We start from the raw sequence: 20271 nt of genomic DNA on the forward strand, positions 1-20271 counted from the left end.
TGATGGCGAAAAGCGTTCTGGGCAAGTTCAAGGTTCGCAAGGGAACGGTATTTGAGGCGCCACTGGAGAACGCCTTCGGACGCCTGGTCACACCATTCGAGGAATTCATCCACCGCCAGAGCAGCAGCGGCATCCTGCTGATGTTGTGTGCCGTGGCGGCGCTGATCATCGCCAATTCCCCCCTGGCCGGCGCCTACGAGCACCTGCTGCATATGCCCATCAGCCTGAACGCCGGCGACTGGGAATTCTCCCTCAGCCTGCACCACTGGATCAATGACGGCCTGATGGCCATCTTCTTCTTCCTCGTAGGCATGGAGCTGAAGCGGGAGTTCCTGGTGGGGGAGCTGTCGGATCTGAAGCAGGCAGTGCTGCCGATACTGGCGGCCATCGGCGGCATGCTGGTGCCTGCATTGATTTACACCTCGCTGAATATTGGCACCGAGGGGGAGCGCGGCTGGGGTATTCCCATGGCTACGGATATTGCCTTCGCGGTCGGCTGTATAGCGCTGCTAGGCAACCGGGTGCCGCGCTCGGTGGTGATGTTCCTGGTGGCACTGGCCATCGTCGACGACCTAGGCGCGATACTGGTGATCGCCATCTGGTACACAGAGGATGTCAACACGGTGGCGCTGATCGCCGCCGGTGTCCTGGTGGTGATCATGTGGCTGCTGAAGGCCGCCGGCGTGCGCCGCTCTCCCGCCTATGTGTTTGTCGGCCTGCTGCTGTGGTACGAACTTCACGAGGCCGGGGTGCACGCGACACTGGCCGGGGTGATCACCGCCATGGCGCTACCGGCGCGACCGAAATACGACCCGGTGGCCTTCAGTACCTTCGTCAAGGACATTATCCGCAGCTTCGACCGCTGCTTCCGCCCCGGCGACAGGATCATCGCCAACGATGCGCTGCGCGCGCGGGTGATGGCGCTGGATAATGGCGTCAACCTGGCGCAGTCGCCGCTGCAGCGCATGGAGACCCGCCTGCACACGCCGGTGGCCTTCCTGATCATTCCCATTTTCGCGCTGGCCAATGCCGGCATTCCCATCGCCAGTTTTACCAGCACCGAAGCGGTGTTCAATCCGGTGACCCTGGGGGTGATCGGCGGCCTGGTGGTGGGCAAGCTGGTGGGGATCGTCGGGGCCACCTGGCTGGGCTGGAAGCTGGGCCTGGGCAGCCTGCCCAAGTCCGCCAGTTTCCACCATATCGTCGGCGTGGCACTGTTGGGTGGTATCGGCTTCACCATGTCCATCTTTATCTCCGAGCTGGCGTTCGCCGGCCGGGCCGAACTGCTCAACCAGGCCAAGGCCGGTGTCATACTGGCTTCGGTGATCGCCGGCGTGGCGGGCTTCCTGGTGTTGCGCCGGGCGCCGGTGTCGGAGGAGTTTGATGCGGCGGAGGACGAGCGACATCCGATTGCCGAGGCCAAGGACGTCCAGGAAGCCGCCGAGCAGGCCGCGGACGAGCGGGTGAGGCGTAATGGCTCCGCCAGCGAGGGCTGAGGCCGGCTAGCGGGAGGCGCCGGTGAACTGTTTCACCAGCAGCTGCATGCGCTCGTAGTGGCTGCCTTTCCAGTAGACCCGCAGGCAATCACGGCACTGGATGAATTCATCGAAGTAGCGGTCGGTATTCTCCGGCAGCAACGACCGGATCTCTTCCTTGCGCACCTCTACCAGGGTGCCGTTGCAGGCGATACAGCGGGTAAAGGGCCTGATGCTGCTTTCGAGCTGCAACCGCCGGATCACCTCCGCCGCCTGCTGGCGCGGTTTGGTGGCGCGGACATAGTAGCCCCGCTGCAGCTGCTTGCGTTTCAGCAGGCCGAGATCCCGGGTCAGCAGGATGCGTTGCTGCCCGACGGAAATGCGCAGCAATGTGTCGTCGTGGTAGTCGCCGCGGAACAGGCTGTCGAATCCGAGCATACGCAGGTAGCCGGCCAGGCGGCCCAGGTGACAGTCGAGTACGAAGCGGGTGACACGCAGGGGGCGCGGGCGCAGGCGGGTGACGTCGGAGACATCCAATGCCTCGAACACCGGGTAGACGCTGACGCGGTCGCCGTCGCGCAGCCGGTAATCGAAATCCACCGATTCCCCGTCCACCAGAATCAGGTCCACCTCGGTATGCGGCACGCCGATATTCTCGATGGCATCCTTCACCGAGCCCGTCGGCGCATACTCGCGAACGAAGCAGCGCTGGCGCCGGTGCCGCGGCAGGAAGTCGTTCAGTTCCCGGTAGAAGCGAAAGGTGATGCTGGCCATAGGGCAGAAAAAAGCGCTGGAGTTCAGCGCCACTGACTGAGTCTTCGCACTTTTCAGTCTAACAGGGGAATTCAGGCCGCGACTTCTTCCGGGACTTGTGCCGCGCCGGCACCCTGTCCGGTGCGGCGGAGCAGTTGGGGGTGGCCCACTCCACAGTGCAGCGGCGTATCGACGCGCTGGAGAGATCCCTGGAAACCCGCTGTTCCACCGCCACGCGCGCGGTTATGTGGCCACCGAGGCGGGGCGCCTGCTGATGAGCGCGGCGGAGAACATGCAGGACCAACTGGACCTGCTCGTGGGTAGGGTGCAGGGGGTGGACGATCAGTTGCGCGGCACCCTGGTCGTGACCACCGTCTCCAAACTGGCGGTCCGGATAATACCGCTGTTCAAGGAATTTCAGCGACAGTACCCGGAAGTGCGCCTGCAGCTTGCCACCGCCTACCGGCAGTTGCGGCTGGAACACGGCGAGGCCCATATCGGCATTCGCCCCGGCGCCAGGCCCGGCGACCCGGATTATGTGGTGCAGAAGCCGGCGTGCCTGCGCCACAGCCTCTACGCATCGCCGGGCCATCTGCGGGAGTTCGGCGCGCTGCACAATCTGGAGCAGATAGCTGGACATCGCTTTATCGCCTCCAGCCGCGATGCCTCCTTTATTCCGTTCATGCGCTGGATCGACCAGTGCGTGCCGGAGGAGCAGATAGCACTGCGCTGCAATGACTTCGAGACCTTCTACGATGCGGTGCGCGCCGGCATCGGCATAGCGCCGCTGAACACCTGGAATGCCCACGGCGACGACCGGCTGCGGCGGTTGCTGCCTCCGCCGGAGGACTGGAGCACCGACCTCTGGCTGGTCACCCACCGGGATATGCACCGCACGCGCAAGGTGCAGGCGTTCACCGGTTTTCTCAAGCAGCGGCTGGCGCAGCTGGATGCCGAACTAGCTGGCTAAATGGAGAGCCATTAGCCGGTTAAATGGAGAGCCGTTATAGTAGCCGTCGATAAGACTGCACAGTGCGTGGTCGTGCCGCCGGGCGGCGACTTCCCTGGCAGGAGGGGGCTATGTGCATACTCCCCACCGGCAGTCCGGGCACTGACCAAGTAGAATTTGCGGCAGCGAATCCTCACAAAAAGCGAGTAAACAATGGGGGAATTGGTATGAATCTGATCCGTACACTGCACCGACTGTTACCCATGGCGGCAATACTGCTGGCCCTCGGCGCCTGCGGCGGCCAAAAGGAGGAAGCCGCCGGCGAAGAATCCGTGGGGTCGGAGCCGGTGGAAGAGGCCGATAGCGGGGAGGCGGATATGGACGGGGTGGCGCAGGCCTATGTGCAGCTGGTGCTGGAACTGGGCAACCACGACAAGAGTTATGTGGACGCCTACTACGGCCCCCAAGAGTGGAAGGACGAGGCGGCCGCGAGCGAGGCGACCCCCGCCGACCTGGCCCGGCGCGCGAAGGAGCTGACACAGCAACTGCCGGGGGAGATTGCCGCGGACGGCGCCATCGAAAGCCTGCGCGCCCACTACCTGAAGACCCAACTGCGCGCTGTGCAGGCCCACGCCGAGCGCCTGGCCGGAAATGGAAAAAGAAATTTCGATCGCGAGGCACAACTGCTCTACGACACCCGGCCGCCGAAGCAGGCATTCGCCGAGTTCGAGCCGGTGCTCGCCGAGTTGGACAAGCTGCTCCCTGGGGACGGACCCCTGCATTTGCGCGTACAGGAATTCAAGAAGCGGTTCGAAATTCCCGCGGACAAGCTGGAAGCGGTATTCGATACCGCCATCGACGCCTGCCGCCAGCGCACCAAAAAACATATCCAGCTGCCGGCCAGTGAGAATTTCGTGCTGGAATATGTCACCGACAAGCCCTGGAGCGGCTACAACTGGTATCGGGGCAATGCGCAGAGCCTGATCCAGGTCAATACCGAACTGCCGATCATGATCGACCGCGCCATAGACCTCGGCTGCCACGAGGGCTACCCAGGCCACCACACCTACAATGCGCTGCTGGAAGACGAACTGGTGAACAAACGCGGTTGGGTGGAGTACAGCGTCTACCCGCTGTTCAGCCCCCAGTCCCTGATCGCCGAGGGCAGCGCCAACTACGGCATCGACCTGGCCTTCCCCGGCGAGGAGAAAACCCAATTTGAAAAAGAGGTGCTCTATCCACTCGCCGGCCTGGATCCCGCCGAGGCGGAGAAATACGATCGCGTACTGGACCTGATCGCCAAACTCAGTTTTGCCGGCAACGAAATCGCCCGCCAGTATATCGATGGCGAGATCGACGGCGATCGGGTGGTGGAACTCTTCCAGCAGTACACCCTGATGAGTCCGGAAAAGGCTGCGCAGCGCAAGCGCTTCGTGGATGCCTACGGGGCCTATGTGATCAACTACAACTGGGGCAAGCAGCTGGTCAAGGAGTATGTGGAGGAGGGCGCGGATTCCCGGGAAGAGCGCTGGCAGCGCTTCGCCAAACTGTTGTCCTCGCCGCGGCTGCCGTCGTCGCTGGACTGGTAGCTTCTGAGTAGCAGGAGATGGCAATGGACTACAAGGCTGCGCGCGGCTACCTGCTCGCCCGTCCCGAGGCCATAGAGGACTTTCCCTTTGGTCCTGACGTGGCGGTGTTCAAGGTCAAGGGCAAGATGTTCGCCACCCTGGGGCGGCTCAATGGCGTGGACTGTACCAACCTCAAGTGCGATCCGGATGAGGCGCAGGCGCTGCGCGACATATTCTCCGGCGTCATCCCCGGCTACCATATGAACAAGAAACACTGGAACACCGTGCTGCTGGACGGCAGCGTGCCGGACTACGAAATCGAGCGGATGATGGACAGGTCCTACGGGCTGGTGGTCAAGGGATTGCGCAAGGTCGAGCGGCAGGCACTGGAGTTGGCCTACGGTGCTGATACCATATACCGCTAGTTCTATTTGGTTCAGGAGTGGCTGTGAACGAATATATTGTTGATGTAACGGCGCAGAACGCCCAGCAGGTACTGATCGACGAGTCCATGAAACGCCCGGTGGTGGTGGACTTCTGGGCCGACTGGTGCGAGCCGTGCAAGCAGTTGATGCCGGTGTTGGAGAAGCTGGCCAACGAATACGCCGGCCAGTTCCTGCTGGCCAAGGTGAACGCCGACAGCGAGCAGATGCTCGCCGCGCAGCTCGGCGTGCGCAGCCTGCCGACGGTAATGGTGCTGAAAGAGGGCCAGCCGGTGGACGGCTTTGCCGGTGCCCAGCCGGAGAAGCAGATCCGTGAGATGCTGGACAAGTACCTGCCCAAGGCCTGGGAGCTGCAATTCCGGCAGGCGCAGGAACTGGTGGGCGAGGGCCAGCTGGATGAGGCGCTGCCACTGCTGCGCCAGGCCTATGCGGATTCCACCGGGCGTGCCGACATCGCCAAGCAGCTGGCGGCGGTGCTGCTGGAACTGAACCGTGTGCCGGAGGCGGAGACGGTACTCGGAAAGATCATGCTGGCGGATCAGGACAGCGATTACCAGCAGCTGATGTCGCAGCTGGAATTGAAACAGCAGGCCGCCAACTCGCCGGAGATAGTGGCGCTTCAGCAGGCCCTGGAACAGAACCCCCAGGATCGCGACGCCGCTTACCAGCTGGCGGTGCAGTACAGCCAGAACAGCCGCCACCAGGAGGCGCTGGACCTGCTGCTGGACATCCTGCGCGTGGATCTGAACTTCGCCGACGGCGCCGCCAAACAGGCCTACCTGGATATCGTCAAGAGCCTCGGCGCCGGTGACCCGCTGGCGACCCAGTACCAGCGCAAGCTGATGACGCTGCTTTATTGATTCGTCTTACCCTGTAGGAGTGGCCCATGGCCGCGATCGGTGTCCGAAGAGGCGTGGGCTCCGGTCGGCCCTGCTGCCGGTGGCCGCCCGAGAAAAAAACTGATCGGTAAATATTTCCCGGGCGGCCACCGGCAGCAGGGCCTTGCACCGCGTTAGCCGATGGACTTGGAGAACCTCCCCGCGCTTGATTGCGGCCATGGGCCGCTCCCGGCCGGACCGCTCCTACAGAAAGCAGGGAGAAACCATGTACAAACTCTGCGTCTATATTCCCGAATCCCATCTGGAAGAGGTCAAGCAGTCACTCTTCGCCGCCGGCGCCGGCCGCATCGGCGACTACGACTCCTGCTGCTTCCAGCTGAAGGGCGCCGGCCAGTTTCGCCCGCTGGCGGGCAGCCGGCCGTTTATCGGACAGACCGGTACGGTGGAGCAGGTGGCGGAATACCGGGTGGAGATGGTGTGCGCCGATGAGCTGGTGGACGCGGCCCTGGCGGCGCTGCGCGACGCCCACCCCTACGAGGAGCCCGCCTTCGATCTGTGGAAGCTGGACGAGCGCTGCGGCTAGATCGCCAGTTCCGAGGATTACGCGAGGCGGGCAATGCCCGGCTTAGTCGTTTCCGGGGCCCGCTTTTTCAGCGGGATGATCCGCGCGTGAGCGTTTCTGCAGCAGGGCGGTGACCGGGTACAGGGTCTGGCCGAGCAGCGTTCGCGGCAGCCGCCTGGTCGTGCCGTACTCCGCCGGCCAGTGTTCCTCCGGCATGTGGTAGCTATTGAAAAGGCGGTCGAACAGCACTGTATGGGCCGAGTAGTTGGTGTCGATCGCCGGCTTTTCCGAGCTGTGATGCCAGTGGTGGAACTGTGGGGTGACGAAAATGTACTTCAGAGGCCCGAAGGAAAAACGCAGGTTGCTGTGAATCAGTACCGCCTGCAGCGCAGCGAAGATGACATAGATGTCCAGTGCCGCCTGGTCCGGGCCCAGCAGGTAGAGGGGTACCAGTACCAGGGCCCGTTCGGAGAATACCTGCAGGAAATGTCCACGGGAGCCCGCCAGCCAGTCCATGTGCTCCACCGAGTGATGGACCGCGTGGATCGGCCACAGCCACTTCGTCTCGTGGTACAGCCGGTGTTCCCAGTAGAGCACGAAATCGGCACAGAGGATGATCAGGCCCACCTGCAGGGCCAGCGGCGCCGACTGCACCAGCTGCTGCAGGGCGGGGCTCACGGCCCAGTCGAAGTGGCTCGCGTGGTAGTTGCCGTAGATCAGTATGACCGAGATCAGCAGGTGGTTGAGGCAGAAATAGAAAAGGTCCAGATCCCATTCCGGCCGCATGATGACCTGGTTGCGATACTTGGGGAACAGCTTTTCCAGCGTCATGAAGACGAAGATGGAGCCGAGCAGGGCGAGGATAAGCCAGTCCACACCGAGAGACAGCCGGCGAGGCTCCACCGGCCCGATGGGAATCGTATAGCCGCCCAGGGCAAAGGCCAGCAGTGTCAGTGAAACGCCAATCGCCCCGAGGTGTTTGTACCGATTGAAGATCAGCGTCAGGGCGCCGAAGAACAGCGAAAAATACATGCCGTATTTCAACAGCTTCTGCAGCGCTGCTGCATCGTAAACCTGCCGCAGTTCCAGGGTGGTCAGGTAGGCGGGGTAGAGGTAGGCCAGCACTGCGAGAAGGCTCATTGCGCCCAGCAATACGGAGCTGATGCCGCTGATGCGGCCCTCGCCGAGGCGGAACTCGCGCTCCCGGTCGAGCTTTACCCGGCGTTTTCGGTATTGGTAGTCGGAGTTTTCGCTGTTCATTTTCCCTGAACCAACTGACAGACCGGCCGCGGGGTCCGGTTCACTGTGGCAGCCTTTACAACTTCCGGTGAATCACTCCCCGGTGCAGTGGAAAGCCGCCGGCCTTGGAGTCCTCGAAGTAGTGCACCAGCGTCTCGCGCATGATCGGGAAGGCGATCTCGTCCCAGGGGATCTCCTCCTCGCGAAACAGCTCTACCTCCAATGATTCCGGTCCCGGGCCGAAGCCGGTATCGGTCAGTTCGCCGCGGTACATCAGGTACACCTGGTTGATATGGGGTATGTCGTAGACGGTGTAGAGGTCATCCACGCGCACATTGGCCCGCGCCTCCTCCCAGGACTCACGCAGCGCCCCCTCCTCGCTGGTTTCGCCGTTTTCCATAAATCCCGCCGGCAGTGTCCACAGGCCCAGGCGCGGCTCTATGGCGCGCTTGCACAGCAGCACCCGGTCGCCCAGGTAGGGCAGGGTGCCGACGATCACCCGCGGGTTGATGTAGTGGATGGCGCCGCAGCCGCCGCACAGGTGGCGGGGGCGGTCGTCGCCCTGGGGTATGGAGAATGTGACGGCGTCGCTGCCGCAGTGACTGCAGTATTTCATGGCGCCAGTATACCCCTGGTGATTTCGAGCGCCAGCTCGCCGTTGATTGACGCCTATAGTTGTTAAAGGTGTTGTTCTGCGATTGGCGATGGCTGGGCTTACATGGCGCGATTTTTTTTGCTTGGCTTGTTGTTGCCCGGAATAGCGCTCGTCCTGCTGGTGTCCTGCGGTGGCAAGGACGGCGAGCAGCAGGTGACGCCGCCGCCGGTGGAAGTGCTGGTGGTGCGGGAGCAGCCGGTCATTCCGCGCTTCGAGTATGTGGGCCGGGTCGAGGCCACCGACGAGTTTGCGGTAAGGCCGCGGGTCGAGGGCTTTATCATGGCCCGCCACTTCGAGGAGGGCAGCACGGTGCAGGCGGGCGAGCTGCTCTACGAAATCGATCCGCAGCCCTTTGCGGTCGCGCTGGATAACCGTCGCGCGGCGCTGGCGAATGCGCGCGTGGCGCTGGAGGTGGCGGAGCGCAATTTCCGCCGCGGTCGGGAACTGGTCGGGCGTGGTGCAATCAGCCAGGTGGACATGGACGAACTGACCAAGAACTTCGAGCAGGCGCAGGGCAACCTGAAGGCGGCCGAGGCCGATGTGGAAACCGCGGAACTGAATCTCTCCTACACGAAAATCTTTGCCCCCTTCACCGGCCGTATCGGCCGCTCCGCCTTTCCCGAGGGTTCGTTGGTGGGGCCCGGCTCCGAACCGCTGGCCACGGTGATGAACATGGACCCGATCTTCGTGCTGTTCGAAGTGCCCGAGGACCGGCTGCTCACGGTGCAGATGGAGGCCGGGCGCCGCGAGCGCGCGGGCCAGGCGCCGGTGCAGCGGGACATTCGCATCGAACTGCCGGACGGCAGCTTCTACCCTTACCGCGGCGCTATTGCATTTGTCGACAACCAGGTCAACGTCAACACCGGCTCCGTAGCCGTGCGTGCGCGCTTTCGCAATCCGGACCAGTTGCTGGTGCAGGGGCAGTTCGCGCGGGTGTCGATCAGGGTGTTTAGCGGACAGGAGTCGATCAAGCCGCTGGTGCCGCAGTCCGCGGTGCTCGAGGACATGCAGGGCCGCTATGTGTTTGTCGTGGACGAGAACGATATTGCGCGCCGGCGCAGCCTGGAACTGGGGCAGCGCGAGGGAGAGCTGTGGGCGGTGGAGAAGGGCCTGAAAGCCGGCGAGACGATCATCGTCAACGGCCTGCAGCGCGTGGTCGTCGACCAGCCGGTGAGCCCCCAGGGAGCGCCGCGCAATCCCTACACCGGCGGCGAGGCATTTGACGGGTCGCCGGTGCCCGGCGATACAGGCACCCGCGGCGACGATCAAAGGGGAATGGACCGGCAGCGCGAGCCGACGGATACCAAGTAGGCACGGAGCCCAATCATTTGATCAGCGCATTCTTTATCAGGCGACCCCGCTTCGCCTTCGTGATTTCCATCCTGATAACCCTGGCCGGGTTGTTGGCGCTGCCTATTTTGCCGGTGGCGCAGTTTCCCGATATCACGCCGCCGACCATCACCGTGTCGGCGAGTTATGCCGGCGCCAGTGCGGAAGTGATGCGCGACAGCGTCGCGGTGCCCATCGAGGCCCAGGTCAACGGCGTGGAGAATATGTTGTACATGTCCTCCACCAGCAGCAACGACGGCACCTACAGCCTCATGGTCACCTTTGAAACCGGAGCCGACGATGACATCGCCCAGGTCAATGTGCAGAACCGGGTGCAGCAGGCGACCGCCTCCCTGCCGGAGGAGGTGCGGCGCAACGGGGTGGTGGTGCGCAAGCAGTCCAACACCATGCTGCTGGTGGTCAATCTCCTGGCGCCCGACGGCCGCTTCGATGAGCTGTTCCTGTCCAACTATGCGGAAATATTCATGCGCGACGAACTGGCGCGGATACCCGGCGTCAGCAATGTGCAGATTCTCGGTGCCATGAACTACGCCATGCGTATCTGGTTGAACCCGGATCGCATGGCCGCGCTGGACGTCACCACCCAGGACGTGATCGCGGCGATCAGCGCGCAGAACATTCAGGTGGCGGCGGGGCAGATCGGCTCGCCGCCGATCGGCGAGGGGCAGCAGTTCCAGTACAACATCCTGGCCCAGGGGCGCCTGGAGGAGCCGGAGCAGTTTGCCGAAATCAGCCTGCGCGCCAATCCCGCGGGCGGCATGGTGCGCCTGAAAGATGTGGCCCGCGTGGAACTCGGCAGCGAGTTTTACAGCTCATACGGCCGCCTGGATGGCAAGCCGGCCGCGGTGATGGCGGTCTACCAGCTACCGGATGCCAACGCGCTCAATGTGGCAGATGCGGTGCGGGAGCGGGTGGCGCTCTTGTCGCAGCGCTTTCCGGAGGGGCTGGAGGCGGACATCCTTTACGACACCACCAACTTCGTGCGCGCTTCCATCGCCGAAGTGGTGCAGACACTGATCATTGCGCTGGTCCTGGTGATCCTGGTGGTGTTCTTTTTCCTGCAGGACCTGCGTTCCACACTGATACCGGCGATCGCGATTCCGGTTTCGCTGATCGGTACCTTCGCACTCATGTACGCGTTCGGCATGACCATCAACACGGTGACCCTGTTTGCGCTGATTCTCGCCATCGGCATAGTGGTGGATGACGCGATCATCGTCGTGGAAAACACCCAGCGGCTGATGGCGGAGGGGCTGGCGCCGAAGGCGGCGGCGCTGGAGTCCATGCGCGAAGTGACCGGCCCCGTGATCGCCACCACCGCTGTGCTGTTCGCGGTGTTCGTGCCGGTGATGCTGATGCCGGGCCTGACCGGGCAGATGTACCGACAGTTCGCCATCACCATTAGCATGGCGGTGCTGATCTCGTCCATCAATGCACTCACCCTGAGCCCCGCGCTCTGCGCCACATTGCTGAAACGGAGTGAGAGCGGCGAAGTGGCCGGGATCAAGGAGAGCGGTGCCTTCGGCTGGTTCAACAGGGCGTTGCACCACGCCACCAGCTTCTATATGCGCATGGTGCGCTTCTGGGTGGCGCGCCCGCTGATGGGGCTTCTGTCCATCGCCGGCCTGTTTGTTCTTTGTTACTGGCTGTTCACCAGCGTACCCAGCGGGTTTATTCCCGATGAGGACCAGGGGTTCTTCCTGGTCCATGTACAGCTCGCGGATGGCGCCGCCCTGACGCGCACCGGTCCGGTGGTGGAGCGGGTCGGCGCCATCATGGCGGAGGAGCCGGGCATGGCCCATGTGATGGCGGTACCCGGCTTCAGTATCCTTTCCGGCAATGTTAGCTCCAACACCGCATTCATGATCGGCATCCTGGAGCCCTGGGACCAGCGCGAGAGCCCGGACCTGCACCAGATGGCGATCATGCAGCGGGTGCAGCAGAAGGTGGCGGCCATTCCCGAGGCGCGGGTCATGGCCTTTCCCATGCCGCCGCTGCCCGGCGTCGGCACCATCGGTGGCTTCGAATTCATTCTCACCGATCTGCAGGGGCGCAGTCCGGCGGAACTGGCGACGGTGATGTACGGGTTGCTGGGCGCCGCCAACCAGCGCCCGGAAATCGCCCAGGCGTTTACCAACTTCCAGGCCACCACGCCCCAACTGGAGTTGACCGTGGACCGGGACAAGGCGCACACCCTGGGCCTGCCGCTGACCGATGTCTTCAACACGCTGCAGACCCTGCTCGGCGGCTTTTACGTGAACGACTTCAATCTGTACGGCAAGGTGTTCCGGGTCATGGTGCAGGCGGATGCGCAGTTTCGCGGCGAGGAACAGGATCTCGCCGGATTCTTCGTGCGCGCCAACAGCGGTGGCCTGGTGCCGGTGACTTCGGTGTCGGAAATCCTGCCCGCCGTCGCGCCGCAGACCATCGACCGCTACAACATGTACAACAGCGTCACCATCAACGGCGCCCAGGCTCCAGGCTACTCCAGCGGCCAGGCAATGAACGCCATGGAGGAATTGGCCGCGCAGCTGCCCGAGGGTTACAGCTACGAGTGGACCGGCTCCAGCCTGCAGGAAATACTGTCCGGCAATATGGCGCCGATCCTCTTTTCACTGGCGGTGGTGTTCGTCTACCTCTTTCTAGTAGCCCAGTACGAGAGCTGGATGATTCCGGTCGCGGTGCTGTTGTGCGTGCCCATCGCGGTGGCCGGGGCGCTCTTCCTGACCTGGCTGGTGGGTTCGGAAAACAACCTGTACACGCAGATAGGACTGGTACTGCTGATCGGTATGGCCGCGAAGAGCGCGATCCTGATCGTGGAGTTTGCCTGCGTGGAGCGGGACAAGGGCAAGCCGATTGCGGAGGCGGCGGTCAGTGCGACCCACCTGCGCTTTCGCGCGGTGCTGATGACCGCGCTGTCGTTCGTGCTCGGCGTGGTACCGCTGCTGCTGGCCACCGGCGCCGGTGCGGCCAGCCGCGTGTCCCTGGGCCTGGCGGTATTCGGCGGCATGGTGGCGGCCAGCCTGTTTGCGACCTTGCTGGTGCCGGTCTATTACGCCCTGGTACAGAGTTTGCGTGAGCGGGTGAAGGGCGGGCACAGGCCGCAGGCGGCGGAAGGCGGCCAGGGATGACGCATCGCGTCCCGGTGGTCGCGGGATTCTCCGGGCAGGAGGGTTTGGTCATCCGGGGCGGTTAAAAAATGAACTCTCGGCGCGGGCGCCGGGATTGGTTATGATGGGAATTGTGCCTCGTGCACAATTCGAGGACATTAAGACAGGTTTCCATGCTGGACAGTATCGAAGAGAAAATTTCCCAACTTCGCGAAGATATTCAGGCCCGGGTGCCCAGCGGTCCCGACCTGAGCGGTCACGCGGCGGTGCTGCTGGCCCTGACCGACGAGCCGGACCCGCAGGTGGTGCTGACCAAGCGCTCCGCCAACCTGTCCACCCACTCCGGCGAGGTGTCCCTGCCCGGCGGCCGCTGGGACGACACCGACCCCTCCCTGGAATACACGGCCCTGCGGGAGGCCGAGGAGGAGATAGGCCTGCCCGCGGACCAGGTGCGCATGCTCGGCCCACTGTGGACGCGCAGCACCCGCTGGCAGGTGCAGGTGACGCCCTGGCTGGGGGTGATTTCGCCGCACGTCGGGCTGACGCCCAACCCGGGTGAGCTGGATGCGATATTCCGCGTGCCCCTGTCCTTCTTCCTCTCCGATCCGCGCATCCGCACCGACCGGGTCACCATCGACCAGCGCGCCGTCTACCTGCCCGCATACCTGTACGGCGGCTACGAGATCTGGGGCTTTACCGCCGGGGTGCTGACCGAGTTCCTGGTCAAGATAGTCGGCGCGCCGATCGGACCTCGCGACGATGTGCCGCTCAGGGCCCTCAGTTAATCTGAATTTTCTCTAAAAATCCGATCTGTAGGGGCGAACCTTGTGTTCGCCCTAAAGCGGTTTCATGGCGGTCCTGCTGCCGGTGGCCGTCCGGGAAAAAGCCTCATCGGTCCGTTTACCAGCCGCAGGCGCTTTTCCCGGACGGCCACCGGCATCAGGACCTTCGCATCGGCGTAGTGCTCCGCCCGAACTATCTGGGCGAACGCCCCTACGGATCGGCATACGGGTCCTGAACACCGACAATGCCAGCGCTGCCACAGGTCTGAATAACTGCCGCTTGCCCCCGCACCCGCCGTGTAGCGACGAACCTTGTGTTCGCCCGGACGGAAACTGCTGCCTGTACTCTTGACCTCAACCTAGCTTGAGGCCCCATCTTCACCGCCATCCGCCACTCGGCGCGTATAATCCATATCGATTCATCTGCGAACAGAGCCATGCCCAGACCCAAATCCACCGTAGCCCTGGACGAAATCCACTGGGGCGCACTCAAGACCCTGTTTCCCTACCTGCTGGAATTCAAGCGCGCGGTCATTTTCGCGCTGCTGTGCCTGGTGGGTGCCAAGCTGGCCGGTGTCGGCCTGCCGTTTATCCTCAAGCATATCGTCGACGACCTAGACGCCGCCGGCGGTGCGGCCCAGGCGATTGCGCTGCCGCTGGGGCTGCTGCTGGCCTACGGCGCCGTGCGCTTTTCCAGCACTTTGTTCGGCGAGCTGCGGGATACGATTTTCGGCCGCGTCACCGAGCGCGCCCAGCGCCGCGTGGGCCTGGAGGTATTCCGGCACCTGCACAGGCTGGACCTGGATTTCCACCTGAACCGCCGCACCGGCGGCCTGTCCCGGGATATAGAGCGCGGCAATTCCGGCATCGGTTTCCTGATGCGCTTTATGGTATTCAACATAGTGCCGACGCTGGTGGAAATCGCCATGGTGGCCGGGCTCTTGTGGTGGAATTACAGTGTCGCCTTCGCGCTGCTGGTGCTGGGCGCGGTGGTCGCCTATATCGGCTTTTCCGTCGTCGCCACCGAGTGGCGCACGCGCTTCGTGCGCGAGCTCAACCAGGCGGAGTCCCAGAGCAGCAGCCGCGCGGTGGACAGCCTGCTGAATTACGAGACGGTGAAATATTTCGGCAACGAGCGCCACGAGGCCGGCCACTACGACCGCGAACTGGCCTTCTGGGAACGGGCGCGGCGCAAGAACCGCCTGTCGCTGTTCGGTCTCAACACCGGCCAGGCACTGATTATCGCCAGTGCCATGTGCGGCGCCATGGTCCTGGCGGCGGTCAGTGTCACCCGGGGGCAGATGACCATCGGCGACTTCGTGCTGATCAACGCCTTTATGATGCAGATCTTTATCCCGCTGAATTTCCTCGGTTTCGTCTACCGGGAGATGAAGGGCGCCCTGGCGAATATCGAGAAGATGTTCTCGCTGCTGGCGGTGGAGCCGGCAGTGAAGGATGCGGAGGATGCGGAAACCCTGGAAATCCGCGACGGGCGCATAGAGTTCGACGATGTGCGCTTCGGCTACCGGCCGGACCGCGAAATACTGCGGGGCGTCAGCTTCGCCGTGGAACCCGGGCAGAAGGTTGCCATCGTCGGCGCCAGCGGCGCCGGCAAGTCCACCCTGTTCAAGCTGCTGTTCCGCTTCTATGACGTCACCTCTGGCCGCATCCTGATCGACGGCGAGGATATCCGCAGCGTCAGCCAGGAATCCCTGCGCCGCATCATCGGCGTGGTGCCCCAGGACGCGGTGCTGTTCAACCAGTCGATCCTGGAAAATGTGCGCTACGGCCGCGTCGACGCCAGCGACGAGGAGGTGATGGAAGCCATCCACCACGCGCAGCTGGCCGATTTCGTGCAGCAACTGCCGGAGGGGGTGGACACCATGGTCGGCGAGCGCGGCTTGAAGCTCTCCGGCGGCGAGAAGCAGCGGGTGGCCATAGCCCGGGCGCTGCTGAAGCGGCCGCCGATCATGGTGTTCGACGAGGCCACCTCGTCCCTGGACAGCAAATCCGAGCGCGGTATCCTGGCCTCGCTGCAGGAAATCGCCCGCGAGCAGACCACCCTGGTGATCGCACACCGGCTGTCCACGGTGGTGGACGCCGATGTGATTCTGGTGATGGAGCAGGGGCGCATCGTGGAGCAGGGCAGTCACGGGGAACTGTTGGCACTGGGCGGCCACTACGCGGCCCTGTGGCGCATGCAGCAGCAGGAGCGCACTGCCGAGCTGGCAAACGCCACTGCACCGTTCCTGTAGGGGCCGCAGGCGCGGTGAATGCCTGGAGCGGCTGGAACGAAGCTTGTGTTCGCCCTGGTTGCAGCCGGCACTGTCCATTGGGCGAACACAAGGTTCGCCCCTACAGGTCAGCCTCATCCCACAATTCTGACCACCGACCACCGACCACCGACCACCGACCACCGACCACCCCGCCTTGATAATTGCCCTGCGCCGGACTAATGTGGCGCCGGAACACCGATAACGATAGGCAGAAATTCCTATGGCAATCCCGATAAAACCAACCAAGATCGCCGCCGCGCTGTTGGCGCTGGCCCTGGTGAGCGGTTGCTCACCCCGAGACAAACAGGAAACCACCGAACAGGCCGAGGCCGAAGCCCAGATAGTGGAATCGCAAACCGTGACCGCTCCGGCAGAGCAGCCGGTGGAGGACGCCGACAAGCGCTTTGATATCTACGCGCCGGTGGCCCTGAATGCCGACCTGTCCGATCTCAGCGACGACCAGCGCCAGATGATCGGCCTGTTGATCGACGCCAGCCAGATCATGGACCGCCTCTTCTGGCTGCAGTCCTACGGCCCGGCGGAAGAGCTGCTCTCCGGCATCGAGGACGCCCGCAAGCGAGAGTTCGCCAAGATCAACTATGGCCCCTGGGATCGCCTGAACAACAACGAGCCCTTCATCGAAGGCTACGGCCCCAAACCCCTGGGCGCCAACTTCTACCCGGCGGACATGACCAAGGCCGAGTTCGAGGCCTGGAACCAGCCCGGCAAGGACGGCCTCTACTCCCTGGTGCGCCGCGACAAGGAGGGCAAGCTGGAGCTGGTGCCCTATAACCAGGCATACAAGGCGGAACTGCAGAAGGCCGCGGAAATTCTGCGCGAGGCCTCCAAACTGGCCGAGGACGAGCAGTTCGGCGGCTACCTGCGCATGCGCGCTAGAGCCCTGGTGAGCGACGACTTCCGCCCCAGCGACATGGCCTGGATGGACATGAAGGACAACCGCATCGACGTGGTGATCGGTCCCATCGAGAACTACGAGGACCAGCTGTTCGCCTACCGCACTGCCTACGAGGCCTATGTGCTGCTGAAGGACATGGAGTGGAGCGAGAAGCTGTCCAAGTTCGCCGCCTTCCTGCCGGAGCTGCAGAAGGGGCTGCCGGTTGAGGACAAGTACAAGGCCGAGGTGCCGGGCACCGATTCCGACCTGAACGCCTACGACGTGCTCTACTACGCCGGCCACAGCAACGCCGGCTCCAAGACCATCGCCATCAACCTGCCGAATGACGAGGAAGTGCAGCTGGCCAAGGGTACCCGCCGCCTGCAGCTGAAAAATGCCATGAAGGCCAAGTTTGACAAGATCATGGTGCCCCTCAGCGATGTGCTGATCGCCGACGACCAGCGCCAGCATGTCACCTTCCCGGCCTTCTTCGCCAATACCATGTTCCACGAAGTGGCTCACGGCCTCGGCATCAAGAAGACGGTCACCGACGGCAGCAATGTCCGCCAGGCGCTGAAGGAGACTTCTTCCGCGCTGGAGGAAGGCAAGGCGGATATTCTCGGCCTGTACATGGTCACCGAACTGCACGAGAAGGGCGAGCTGGAAGACGGCGAGCTGATGGACAACTATGTCACCTTCCTCGCCGGCATCTTCCGCAGCGTGCGCTTCGGTGCGGCCAGCGCCCACGGCAAGGCCAATATGATGCGCTTCAACTTCTTCAAGGAGCAGGGCGCCTTTACCCGCGATCCGGAAACCGGCCAGTACCGCGTGGACTTCGAGAAGATGCAGGAGGCCATGACCAAACTGTCCAACCTGATCCTGACCATCCAGGGCGACGGCGATTACGCAAAAGCCAAGGAACTGCTGGAGAGCAAGGGCGTGGTCGGCGCCGAGCTACAGGCCGACCTGGACCGCCTGGCGGAAGCGGATATTCCGGTGGATGTGACCTTTATCCAGGGCAAGGAAGTGTTGGGCCTGAAATAAACTTTGCAATTACTGTGAAACAGGAACCCCGGCTTTTGCCGGGGTTTTTGTTTCTGGAAAGCTAATTGAGTTCGATCGCGGCAACCGCCATGGATGGCGGGAATGCCGATTGTGCATGGAGCACACATTCGGCCATGGGCCGCTCCAACACAAAAGCCGATCGGACTCTGTAGGGGCGAACCTGGTGTTCGCCCGGCGCGGTCGGGGCAACCCCAGTAATGGCGAATTGTACCTTCAAACACAAAAAAGCCCCGGCAATTGCCGGGGCCAGGAAATGGCCCGCTTAGCCTGCGGGCCGGTAGATACCGCTATTTTTCGTCAGGGGGCCACCGGGGAGACACAGGCTGAGTAGACATCCGTCTGGTTCAGCAGGTCAGCCAGGGCGCCCACATTGATCTGCACCTGGTTGAAGTCTCCAGTGGTCTCGAACACCACCAGTCCGCGATCGCCGCCGATCATGCTCAGGGCCACCAGATCGCCGCCGGTATCGCTATCCACTATGCTGCCGTCCAGCAGGGTGGTGATGGTGATGGTCTCCAGCAGCGACAGGTCGATCTGCATGTCCGGGTTCTCGATCACGAAGCCCACGCGGTTGGTGCCGGTGTAGGTCTCATCCGTGTCGACGACACGGATGAAGCCGCTGCCGCCGACACCGACCGGTACCGAGATGCGCGCCGCGTTATCCAGGTTCTCGTCGATCACGTTGCCCTCGTCGGTCACGGAGCACAGCAGGCAGACGCCGGCGGTGCCACTACTGACCGTGGCGTTGGGCAGGATGATCGGCTCGTACAGCTCGCCGGGACCGCAGGATGCGAAGTCCGGATCGCAGACGTCGCCGATGCCGTCGTTGTCGGTGTCGGTCTGGTCCGCGTTGGCGATGTCCGGACAGTTGTCGACGTCGTTGTTCACGCCGTCGCCGTCGCGGTCATCGTCGCAGACATCACCGATACCGTCGCCGTCCAGGTCTTCCTGGCCCGGGTTGGGGTCGACAGGACAGTTGTCACTGTCGTTGTCCACGCCGTCGCCGTCCAGGTCGTCGTCGCAGGCGTCGCCGATGCCGTCGCCGTCAGTGTCGGCCTGGTCGGCGTTCGGGGTCATCGGGCAGTTGTCGCTGTCGTTGTCGACACCGTCGCCGTCCGCATCGCTGTCACAGGCGTCGCCGATACCGTCGCCGTCCGCGTCAGCCTGGTCGGCGTTCGGGGTCAACGGGCAGTTGTCAGCGCCGTCGTTCACGCCGTCGCCGTCGTCGTCACTGTCACAGGCGTCACCGAGACCGTCGCCGTCGGTGTCGGTCTGGTCGCCGTTCGCCACCAGCGGGCAGTTGTCTGCTCCATCGTCAACGCCGTCGTTGTCGTCGTCGCTGTCACAGGCATCGCCCATACCATCGCCGTCGGTGTCGGTCTGGTCGCCGTTGGCTACCAGCGGGCAGTTGTCGTTGCCGTCGTCAACTCCGTCGTTGTCGTCGTCGCTGTCACAGGCATCGCCCATACCATCGCCGTCGGTGTCGGTCTGGTCGCCGTTGGCTACCAGCGGGCAGTTGTCTGCGCCATCGTCGACGCCGTCACCGTCGTCGTCGTTGTCGCAGGCATCGCCAATGCCGTCACCGTCGGTGTCTGTCTGGTTGGCGTTCGGGGTCAGCGGGCAGTTGTCGGCTCCGTCGTCGATGCCGTCACCGTCGTCGTCGTCGTCGCAGGCATCGCCAATGCCGTCGCCATCGGTGTCTTCCTGTCCCGGGTTGGGGACCGCCGGGCAGTTGTCCGCACCGTCGTCGACACCGTCGCCGTCGCTGTCGGAGTCGTCGTCGCAGGCATCGCCCACACCGTCGCCATCCTGGTCTTCCTGACCGGGGTTGGCCACCAGCGGGCAATTGTCTGCGCCATCGCTGACGCCGTCACCGTCGTCGTCCATGTCACAGGCGTCGCCCAGTCCGTCACCGTCGGTGTCGACCTGGTTGGCATTGGGTGTCAGCGGGCAGTTGTCCGCACCGTCGTCCACACCGTCGCCGTCGTCGTCGTCGTCGCAGGCGTTGCCTATGCCGTCGCCGTCGGTGTCGGCCTGATCCGCATTGGGTGTCAGCGGACAATTGTCGTTGCCGTCGTCGACGCCGTCGTTGTCGTCGTCGCTGTCACAGGCATCGCCCATGCCATCGCCGTCGGCGTCGGACTGGTCGGTGTTGGACACCAGCGGGCAATTGTCCGTGCCGTCTGCGACACCGTCGTTGTCGTCGTCGTTGTCGCAGGCATCACCTACGCCATCGCCGTCGGTGTCGGTCTGGTTGGCATTGGCCACCAGCGGGCAGTTGTCAGCCCCGTCGTCGACGCCGTCATTGTC

Annotated in this window: 16 protein-coding genes; 12 read left to right on the plus strand and 4 right to left on the minus strand. The window is 63.5% G+C overall.

What is annotated here, in order from left to right:
• Positions 1-2 precede the first annotated feature (2 nt).
• Positions 3-1496 carry a Na+/H+ antiporter NhaA gene (gene nhaA, locus AC6R19_RS17510; RefSeq protein ID WP_500581138.1) on the plus strand — a complete coding sequence of 498 codons (1494 nt, stop codon included), beginning with the start codon at positions 3-5 and terminating at the stop codon, positions 1494-1496.
• A 6-nt stretch (positions 1497-1502) separates the two neighbouring features.
• Here nhaA and AC6R19_RS17515 read toward each other — a convergent pair whose 3' ends face one another.
• Positions 1503-2282 carry a Mut7-C RNAse domain-containing protein gene (locus AC6R19_RS17515; protein ID WP_500581139.1) on the minus strand — a complete coding sequence of 260 codons (780 nt, stop codon included), beginning with the start codon at positions 2280-2282 and terminating at the stop codon, positions 1503-1505.
• Positions 2283-2344: 62 nt separating this feature from the next.
• Here AC6R19_RS17515 and AC6R19_RS17520 point away from each other — a divergent pair, with 62 nt between their 5' ends.
• From AC6R19_RS17520 to AC6R19_RS17545, 6 genes are all read left to right on the plus strand, one after another.
• Positions 2345-2503 carry a helix-turn-helix domain-containing protein gene (locus tag AC6R19_RS17520; RefSeq protein ID WP_500581140.1) on the plus strand — a complete coding sequence of 53 codons (159 nt, stop codon included), beginning with the start codon at positions 2345-2347 and terminating at the stop codon, positions 2501-2503.
• The gene (locus tag AC6R19_RS17525) at positions 2476-3198 is read left to right on the plus strand and encodes a LysR family transcriptional regulator (RefSeq protein ID WP_500581141.1); all 723 of its coding nucleotides are present in this window, start codon (positions 2476-2478) and stop codon (positions 3196-3198) included. Before AC6R19_RS17520 ends, AC6R19_RS17525 begins: the two co-directional genes overlap by 28 nt.
• 206 nt (positions 3199-3404) lie before the next feature.
• Complete coding sequence (locus AC6R19_RS17530) at positions 3405-4766, plus strand: hypothetical protein (RefSeq protein ID WP_500581142.1); 1362 nt, start codon at positions 3405-3407, stop codon at positions 4764-4766.
• A gap of 23 nt (positions 4767-4789) precedes the next feature.
• Positions 4790-5170 (plus strand): MmcQ/YjbR family DNA-binding protein, encoded by a 381-nt coding sequence (locus AC6R19_RS17535; protein WP_500581143.1) that lies wholly within the window; start codon positions 4790-4792, stop codon positions 5168-5170.
• A gap of 23 nt (positions 5171-5193) precedes the next feature.
• Positions 5194-6048 carry a thioredoxin gene (gene trxA / locus AC6R19_RS17540; RefSeq protein WP_500581144.1) on the plus strand — a complete coding sequence of 285 codons (855 nt, stop codon included), beginning with the start codon at positions 5194-5196 and terminating at the stop codon, positions 6046-6048.
• A gap of 244 nt (positions 6049-6292) precedes the next feature.
• Positions 6293-6610 carry a YqfO family protein gene (locus tag AC6R19_RS17545; RefSeq protein WP_500581145.1) on the plus strand — a complete coding sequence of 106 codons (318 nt, stop codon included), beginning with the start codon at positions 6293-6295 and terminating at the stop codon, positions 6608-6610.
• Between the two features lie 42 nt (positions 6611-6652).
• Here AC6R19_RS17545 and AC6R19_RS17550 read toward each other — a convergent pair whose 3' ends face one another.
• Both AC6R19_RS17550 and AC6R19_RS17555 read right to left on the minus strand, forming a co-directional pair.
• A complete protein-coding gene (locus AC6R19_RS17550) occupies positions 6653-7849 on the minus strand; it encodes a sterol desaturase family protein (protein WP_500581146.1) in 1197 nt (398 codons plus the stop codon).
• 55 nt (positions 7850-7904) lie between these two features.
• Positions 7905-8444: an NUDIX hydrolase gene (locus AC6R19_RS17555; protein WP_500581147.1), complete on the minus strand. Its 540-nt coding sequence runs from the start codon at positions 8442-8444 to the stop codon at positions 7905-7907.
• A gap of 102 nt (positions 8445-8546) precedes the next feature.
• Here AC6R19_RS17555 and AC6R19_RS17560 point away from each other — a divergent pair, with 102 nt between their 5' ends.
• The 5 genes from AC6R19_RS17560 to AC6R19_RS17580 all read left to right on the plus strand — a co-directional run bounded on the left by AC6R19_RS17560 (position 8547) and on the right by AC6R19_RS17580 (position 17940).
• Positions 8547-9794, plus strand: coding sequence for an efflux RND transporter periplasmic adaptor subunit (locus AC6R19_RS17560; RefSeq protein ID WP_500581148.1), 1248 nt, complete (start codon positions 8547-8549; stop codon positions 9792-9794).
• Positions 9795-9811: 17 nt separating this feature from the next.
• Positions 9812-12964, plus strand: coding sequence for an efflux RND transporter permease subunit (locus tag AC6R19_RS17565; RefSeq protein WP_500581149.1), 3153 nt, complete (start codon positions 9812-9814; stop codon positions 12962-12964).
• Between the two features lie 152 nt (positions 12965-13116).
• Complete coding sequence (locus AC6R19_RS17570; RefSeq protein WP_500581150.1) at positions 13117-13728, plus strand: NUDIX hydrolase; 612 nt, start codon at positions 13117-13119, stop codon at positions 13726-13728.
• 434 nt (positions 13729-14162) lie between these two features.
• Entirely contained in the window at positions 14163-15980 is a 1818-nt protein-coding gene (locus tag AC6R19_RS17575) for an ABCB family ABC transporter ATP-binding protein/permease (RefSeq protein ID WP_500581151.1), read from the plus strand.
• Positions 15981-16221: 241 nt separating this feature from the next.
• Positions 16222-17940 carry a DUF8614 domain-containing protein gene (locus AC6R19_RS17580; protein ID WP_500581152.1) on the plus strand — a complete coding sequence of 573 codons (1719 nt, stop codon included), beginning with the start codon at positions 16222-16224 and terminating at the stop codon, positions 17938-17940.
• A gap of 318 nt (positions 17941-18258) precedes the next feature.
• On the opposite strand, the gene AC6R19_RS17585 is transcribed toward AC6R19_RS17580, so the two are convergent.
• A partial coding sequence (locus AC6R19_RS17585; protein WP_500581153.1) for a thrombospondin type 3 repeat-containing protein occupies positions 18259-20271 on the minus strand: 2013 nt, incomplete at its 5' end.

The sequence above is a fragment of the Microbulbifer sp. SE14 genome (assembly GCF_059834885.1).

Excerpts from the sequence above, each read along its gene's own strand:
- AC6R19_RS17560 (WP_500581148.1), top strand. The coding sequence starts at position 8,547 with ATGGCGCGATTTTTTTTGCTTGGCTTGTTGTTGCCCGGAATAGCGCTC.
- AC6R19_RS17580 (WP_500581152.1), top strand. The coding sequence starts at position 16,222 with ATGGCAATCCCGATAAAACCAACCAAGATCGCCGCCGCGCTGTTGGCG.
- AC6R19_RS17535 (WP_500581143.1), top strand. The coding sequence starts at position 4,790 with ATGGACTACAAGGCTGCGCGCGGCTACCTGCTCGCCCGTCCCGAGGCC.
- AC6R19_RS17570 (WP_500581150.1), top strand. The coding sequence starts at position 13,117 with ATGCTGGACAGTATCGAAGAGAAAATTTCCCAACTTCGCGAAGATATT.
- AC6R19_RS17545 (WP_500581145.1), top strand. The coding sequence starts at position 6,293 with ATGTACAAACTCTGCGTCTATATTCCCGAATCCCATCTGGAAGAGGTC.
- AC6R19_RS17530 (WP_500581142.1), top strand. The coding sequence starts at position 3,405 with ATGAATCTGATCCGTACACTGCACCGACTGTTACCCATGGCGGCAATA.
- AC6R19_RS17550 (WP_500581146.1), bottom strand. The coding sequence starts at position 7,849 with ATGAACAGCGAAAACTCCGACTACCAATACCGAAAACGCCGGGTAAAG.
- AC6R19_RS17575 (WP_500581151.1), top strand. The coding sequence starts at position 14,163 with ATGCCCAGACCCAAATCCACCGTAGCCCTGGACGAAATCCACTGGGGC.
- nhaA (WP_500581138.1), top strand. The coding sequence starts at position 3 with ATGGCGAAAAGCGTTCTGGGCAAGTTCAAGGTTCGCAAGGGAACGGTA.
- AC6R19_RS17555 (WP_500581147.1), bottom strand. The coding sequence starts at position 8,444 with ATGAAATACTGCAGTCACTGCGGCAGCGACGCCGTCACATTCTCCATA.